Source organism: Endozoicomonas sp., from assembly GCF_051008435.1.
Lineage (GTDB): Bacteria > Pseudomonadota > Gammaproteobacteria > Pseudomonadales > Endozoicomonadaceae > Endozoicomonas_A.
Map to the genome: position 1 here is coordinate 1 of NZ_JBPCXO010000207.1, position 6,347 is coordinate 6,347.

The 6,347-nt window shown below is 46.2% G+C and carries 6 protein-coding genes; 1 reads left to right on the forward strand and 5 read right to left on the reverse strand.

Annotated features, from left to right (window positions below):
• Window positions 1–181: 181 nt before the first annotated feature.
• Window positions 182–1,162, reverse strand: coding sequence for a hypothetical protein (locus tag ACR2PX_RS10630; protein ID WP_433999332.1), 981 nt, complete (start codon window positions 1,160–1,162; stop codon window positions 182–184).
• A 274-nt stretch (window positions 1,163–1,436) separates the two neighbouring features.
• Between ACR2PX_RS10630 and ACR2PX_RS10635 the strand changes: the two genes are divergently transcribed.
• Entirely contained in the window at window positions 1,437–1,637 is a 201-nt protein-coding gene (locus tag ACR2PX_RS10635) for a phage integrase N-terminal SAM-like domain-containing protein (RefSeq protein ID WP_433999333.1), read from the forward strand.
• A 226-nt stretch (window positions 1,638–1,863) separates the two neighbouring features.
• Here the strand turns inward: ACR2PX_RS10635 and cysS are convergent, their stop codons facing one another.
• The 4 genes from cysS to ACR2PX_RS10655 form a co-directional block, all read right to left on the reverse strand.
• Complete coding sequence (gene cysS / locus ACR2PX_RS10640; RefSeq protein ID WP_433999335.1) at window positions 1,864–3,243, reverse strand: cysteine--tRNA ligase; 1,380 nt, start codon at window positions 3,241–3,243, stop codon at window positions 1,864–1,866.
• A gap of 196 nt (window positions 3,244–3,439) precedes the next feature.
• Entirely contained in the window at window positions 3,440–5,134 is a 1,695-nt protein-coding gene (locus ACR2PX_RS10645) for a glutamine--tRNA ligase/YqeY domain fusion protein (protein WP_433999336.1), read from the reverse strand.
• A gap of 149 nt (window positions 5,135–5,283) precedes the next feature.
• On the reverse strand, window positions 5,284–6,087 hold the full coding sequence (locus ACR2PX_RS10650; RefSeq protein WP_433999334.1) for a protein kinase domain-containing protein: 804 nt from the start codon (window positions 6,085–6,087) through the stop codon (window positions 5,284–5,286).
• 152 nt (window positions 6,088–6,239) lie between these two features.
• Window positions 6,240–6,347, reverse strand: a 108-nt coding sequence (locus tag ACR2PX_RS10655; RefSeq protein WP_433997355.1) for a zinc ribbon domain-containing protein, incomplete at its 5' end; no start/stop codon positions are given.

Genomic DNA, 6,347 nt, shown 5'->3' on the forward strand with positions numbered 1-6,347 from the left:
TTGGGCTTCCTTCAGACCCTGCCTCACGACAACGCCCTTGCCCTTTCGCTAACCTTCGGCTCTGCGAATACCTGGTAAGAGGACTTTCACCTCTCTAGTTAAGTGCCATGCTCGGCACACACGCCTAGCTGTGGGGCGCCGTAGGCGTCCCAGGAGCGAAGCGACGAACACCAGCGACTTGTTATAAGCCGTAAATTTTTTGGTTTTTACAATAGACGGTATTGAATGATTGATATACAACTCTTTTATTGTATGCTGAAAGCAAATCCAATGCGTCAGTTCTGTAGTTGACTCTTACGTCAGGCTTCACTTCTGAATTAAATTTTAAAATACTATTTAGTATTCTTTTGTTTTTAATGAATTTCGTTAAGTCAGTAAAAATATAACTGATAAATGTATTGGATGTTAGGTTGAATTCATAAACGATGTGGCCCTTTGGATCTTCGAAAAATGTAAAGCTCCTGTCAGATAATAAGACACTACTAAATCTTTCAGAATAAGTGCTTATTAAAATGTTAATGCTATTTTTTCTTTCAGTAAAAAAATCTTTAATGAATTGATCGATAAACCGATCATCGTTAACCTTTTTAGGGATTAGTAGCATGAACAGACATTTTAACCATTCTCGATACTGTGCTTCTGTTACATTGAACTTTTGTGCGTACTTTCTTATTGATATGGCGTTGCTAGTGTCAATTTTACTGTAATGATTGTTTAGTTTTTTATCAGTTGGAATGTGTTTTGATAATAGCCCAATGGTATTCAGCGTTTTTTCAATACAAAATGGGTTTCTAAAAGTGTTTATGAATTTTAGTGCGAATATATTTAGAAGTTCGTTTGATATATTAGAGTCTTTTGCCTTTATTTTACTGAGTAGTGAGTCAGTCAATTTCGATAAATTAGTTTCGTAGCGACCAAAAGCATCTTCTAGGTTTGCTCTTAGGCTGCTATCAATGACTTCGATTGTGAATAAATCATCAAAACTCAAATTTTCTCTGATTTTTACTCCGTTTTCTGAATCTAGTTCAACCTCGTATTTTTCTCTGTCAGTGATTGAAAATGAATAAATTCTCTGATTGTTTTTAGATATGTCTGAATTAATGCTATTCATTCTTTGTTCCACTTGGGAAACAAAGTGATGATTCTTTGTATTGTTGATCATAACGATTGCCGTGGATATGTAGGCTTATAACAGCTATTAAAACTCAAGCGAGTGATATTGGATATTACACTCACACGCGGCATATCCCCCCAAATCAGGGGTAATTAACTCACTTGAGATATATCCCAACTTTTCAGTGTGTCGAAAAGTCATTAATTATCAATAGGCTATAAACTATTTTGCCTGCTGTCCTGAATAGGCCGCGTGTGAGTTATTTGCATTTTTGGCATCTTTTTCAATTATACTGTATAAAATAACAGTTATTGAGTTTGTCATGCCTACCCCTTTTATGACTGAAGTACGCAACACCCTGGGAGTGAAGCGCTATAGTTATAACAATGAACAGTCGTATTGTTATTGGATGAAGCACCCACAGAATTTAGGGCCCGATCATGTCAGAGAGTTTTTGACTTATCTTGCCGTTCGGCACCAGATTGCAACCTCAACGCAAAACCAGGTCAAGAGTCCTTTTTAAGCATATAAGTGGCACGCTACCGCCCGAGGAGTGTTAACTGCCTAAGCAGCTGAGGAGCACTAATCCCTTGGCTCAATAACTTCCTGCTTGTTCGAATTCGTTATATTGAGCGACATTGTGCCAGTATTTTCTAACAAAGGGTAGGTATTGGCACTTATTAAGAGTTTCAGAACTAAGAGCTCTTGAGGTGGGCAGGGCCTGAAGATTTCAAGCCCTGTATAATGTGTTATCGTTCGATGCGCCAGGTAGTGCCTTCGCGACTGTCCTGCAGGATAATGCCCTGAGCAGCCAGTTCATCACGAATACGGTCAGATTCCGCAAAATCACGAGCTTTCTTGGCATCTTTACGCTTCTGAATCATTTCTTCAATCCAGGCTTCATCCACTTCTGTGCCCGATTTCAGAAACGCCTCAGCGTCTCCCTGAAGAACGCCCAGAATACCGCCCAACTTAACCAGCAAAGCTGCCAGTGGCAGTGCCTTCTGTTCATCGCCAGTACGAACCGTATTCAGTTCGCGCACCAGTTCAAACAGAGAAGCCAAAGCTTCAGGGGTATTGAAGTCGTCGTCCATAGAGGCCATGAACTTTTCTTCAAAACGAGACCCTTCAGCTGCCGCCACACTGGAAACATCCAGCCCTTTCAGAGCGGTGTACAAACGCTCAAGACGAACAGACGCTTCTTTCAGGCTGTCTTCCGAGTAATTGACCGGGCTGCGGTAATGACTGGAAATCAGGAAGTAACGAACGACTTCGTCCGGGTATTTATCCAGCACTTCACGAATCGTAAAGAAGTTACCCAGGCTCTTGGACATTTTTACATTATCAATGCGAATAGCGCCGGAGTGCATCCAGGTATTCACAAAGGTCTGGCCATTGGCTGCCTCACTCTGGGCAATCTCGTTTTCATGGTGAGGGAACTTGAGATCCGAGCCACCGCCATGAATATCAAACGTCTCACCCAGGCAGCATTTACCCATGACCGAGCATTCAATATGCCAGCCAGGACGACCGTTGCCCCAGGGAGAAACCCAGCTCGGCTCACCTTCTTTTGCGCCCTTCCAGAGCACGAAGTCCATTGGATCTTCTTTTTGCTCATCGACTTCGATTCGGGCACCGGCTTCCAGCTCTTCCAGAATCTTGCCGGAAAGCTTGCCATAACCTTCAAACTTGCGAACCCGGTAATAAACGTCACCGTTACCTGGCGCGTAAGCAAAACCTTTCTCGATCAGGTCGCCGATCATCTCGATCATGCCTTCAACGTGCTCAGTCGCTCTGGGCTCCTGATCAGGTTCCAGATTGCCAAGACGTTTAAAATCCTCACGCATCGCCGCAATCATACGATCTGACAGCACATCGATGGTTTCGCCATTTTCAAGGGAACGACGAATGATCTTGTCATCAATATCGGTGACATTGCGAACATAAGTCAGATTGTAACCCTTGGCTCTCAGATAACGGGAAACCACATCAAATGCCGTGACGGTTCTGGCATGGCCAATATGACACAGGTCATAAACTGTCATACCACAGACGTACATCCGCACATGATTTTCATCCAGCGGTTTAAAGGCTTCTTTGGTTCGGGTCAGAGAGTTGTATATCTGCAACACGTTCTTCGTCCTGTAGCCTGATATCACAGGCCATAGGCTCTCCCCACAACAGTAAGGAGAGCTGAATTCCAATCACTGGTCAGGAGCCTGACCGAGAATAGACAGCTCGATCAGGCTCCTAGAAAACTATTTTGCCTTGCCATAGGTATCACTGTACAGGCAGAGCACTCGTCTTCTTCGTTTATGGCTGTTTTCAGACCTTGTTGGCCCAGGTGTCTTTAAGGCCAATAGTCATATTGAACACAGGTTTTTCGGCACAGTGTTCACGTCGATCCGCTACGTAGTAACCTTCCCGTTCAAACTGGAAACCCTGCTCTGGAGCAGCTTCAACCAATGAAGGTTCAACCCAGCCTGTCACCACTTCCAGGGAAGCCGAATTCACATGATCCATGAAGTCTTCATCCCCCTTGTCAGGAGCAGGATGATTGAACAGACGGTCGTATTTACGAATTTCTGCCTGTTTGCCATGGCTTGCTGACACCCAGTGAATCACACCACGAGGCTTGACCCCTTCCGGAGGGTTCTCACCCACAGTACCTGGGACATAGCTGCAGTGAATCTCAACGATCTCACCCTGCTCGTCTTTAATAACTTCGTCAGACTTGATGACATAAGCACTGCGCAGACGAACATATTCACCAGATACCAGACGCTTGAACTTCTTGCGTGATAAAGTAGTGTCTTCAGTGAAGTCGGAACGATCAATATACAGTTCACGGGTAAACGGCAGTTTACGTTCACCCAGCTCTGGCTTGTTAGGGTGCGCAGCTGCGGTCATTTCCTGAACCTCACCTTCTGGCAGGTTGGTAATAACCACCTTCAACGGGTTCATAACCGCCATGGCACGAGCCGCATTATTGTTCAGGTCATCACGGATCGCATGCTCCAGCATGGAAACATCTGCAATACCGTCTGAACGACTGACGCCCACCATATCCGAGAACTTGCGGATGGAAGTCGGTGTGTAACCACGACGACGCATACCGGACACAGTAGGCATACGCGGATCATCCCAGCCTTCGACCACGCCCTCATCCACCAGCCGCTTCAGCTTACGCTTGCTGGTCACGGTGTAATTAAGGTTGGTTCTGGCAAACTCATACTGTTTTGGTCTGGACGGAACCGGCAGATTCTCAATGAACCAGTCGTACAACGGACGGTGATCCTGGAATTCCAGAGTACAGATCGAGTGAGTCACCCCTTCAATGGCATCTTCCTGACCGTGTGCAAAGTCATAGCTTGGATAGATACACCACTTGTCACCGGTCTGGTGATGGGGAACCTTGCGAATACGATAAAGAATCGGATCACGCATGTTCATATTGGGATTTTGCAGGTCAATCTTGGCCCTCAGGCTGCACTGACCTTCCTCGTACTCACCGGCACGCATCTTTTCAAATTCAGCCAGATTTTCTTCCACTGAACGTTTGCGGCATTCTGTTTCTACCCCTGGAGTATTGAAGTCACCCCGGTTTTTAGCCATGGACTCAGCGTCCTGGTGATCAACATAGGCTTTGCCTTCCTTGATCAGGTAGAGGGCCCACTCATAGAACTGATCAAAGTAGCTGGAAGCATAACGAACTTCTCCGCTCCACTTGAAACCCAGCCATTGAACGTCTTCCTGAATGGCATCCACATACACCTGTTCCTCTTTCTCAGGATTGGTGTCATCAAACCTCAGGTTACATTGACCATTGAATTGCTCAGCCAGTCCGAAGTTCAGACAGATAGAGGTGGCATGACCAATATGCAGAAAGCCATTGGGCTCCGGTGGAAATCGGGTACGGACCGATTGAACTACGCCTTCTGCCAGATCCTTTTCAAGGATTTGCTCGAGGAAGTTACCGGATTTTGATGGTTTGTTGGATGAAGTGTCTGTTGTGCTCATTGCAACCAGCGTCTTGGAGGAGAAGGCACCCTCTATGAAGGAGCTTGAAGTCATCAGGATCCTGTGGATCTGACCTGTCCAGGCTCAAGAGGGAATGCGCCACTTTAGTAAACGGCTGAGACTAACATTTTCCCGGCAAAGGGTACAGGTCAGACAGACTTTTGGCTTGAGGTTTCGAAATCCCTGCCCACCGTAAGAGAATCTTCATCGTCGTCCGAGCTGACATTAGGGGTATCGCTTATGGTCAGTTCTATTAACTGCTTCATCTCTTCAACCATTGCTTCTGCGGTAGGCCTGAGCATAGCGTTGACATCAACACACTGGACTAAAACCTCACAAAGCTGTTCTATCTCTACCGGAACAGGGTCTTTCAGAACGGGTTTGATGCCGTTAGATAAAGATTTAACCACTTTTTTTCCAACCTTTTCTCGTTTCTCTACGGCCACCCTTTTCATAGAGTTTGGTTCTATATAACCTTGCCACTCCAGAAGTTTCAGGCAAGTGACAGCGGCAGAGAAAACATCGGCAGTATAATCCTGGGCTTTCAGCTGCTGGGTTTCCGGTGCTGCATAAAACTGACGACCACTGAAATCCCTGGGAAAACCATTCCGACAATCCGTCGCCTGATCAAAATCAATCAGAACCAGTCTGCCATCCAGTAGCATAAGGTTGTCAGGACAGATATCCCGGTGCAGAACCCTTTGTTTTTTCATGTGGGAGACGGCCTCCCAGAATCCCAATAGTTGAGTCATAAGCAGTCGTGTCATGACCTTCCCTTCCCCTGCGGCCATTCCATCCTCCGGGCAATAGAACGGTTTCACGGGTTGTCCGGCATAGGTTTGCCTGAGCACCAGATGGAGCCCGTCATAGGCTTCATAGGAGTGCCCCCCGTGCAAGGTGACAATATTGGGATGACTCAAACGAGACATGGCTTCCAGCTCACTAAGAAACATGTCCCGTGCAGCCTGAAAATTGGCAGGGTCATGGATCAACCTGTGTCGCTCAACATACTCAGGGATGCCATCCAGATTGTCATGGCCGTAAGTAATAAAGGTGCCATTAAAAATACTGTCAGGCAGGGTTGAGATTTGACATCCTCCCCGCCCTAAAGGACGGGGATTCCTACAGCTAGACGGTCATGCCCGACCGCAAGAATGTTTCTTGCTGCGTTTACGTCACGCAGATGTTCAGCTCCGCACTCTGAACAGACCCA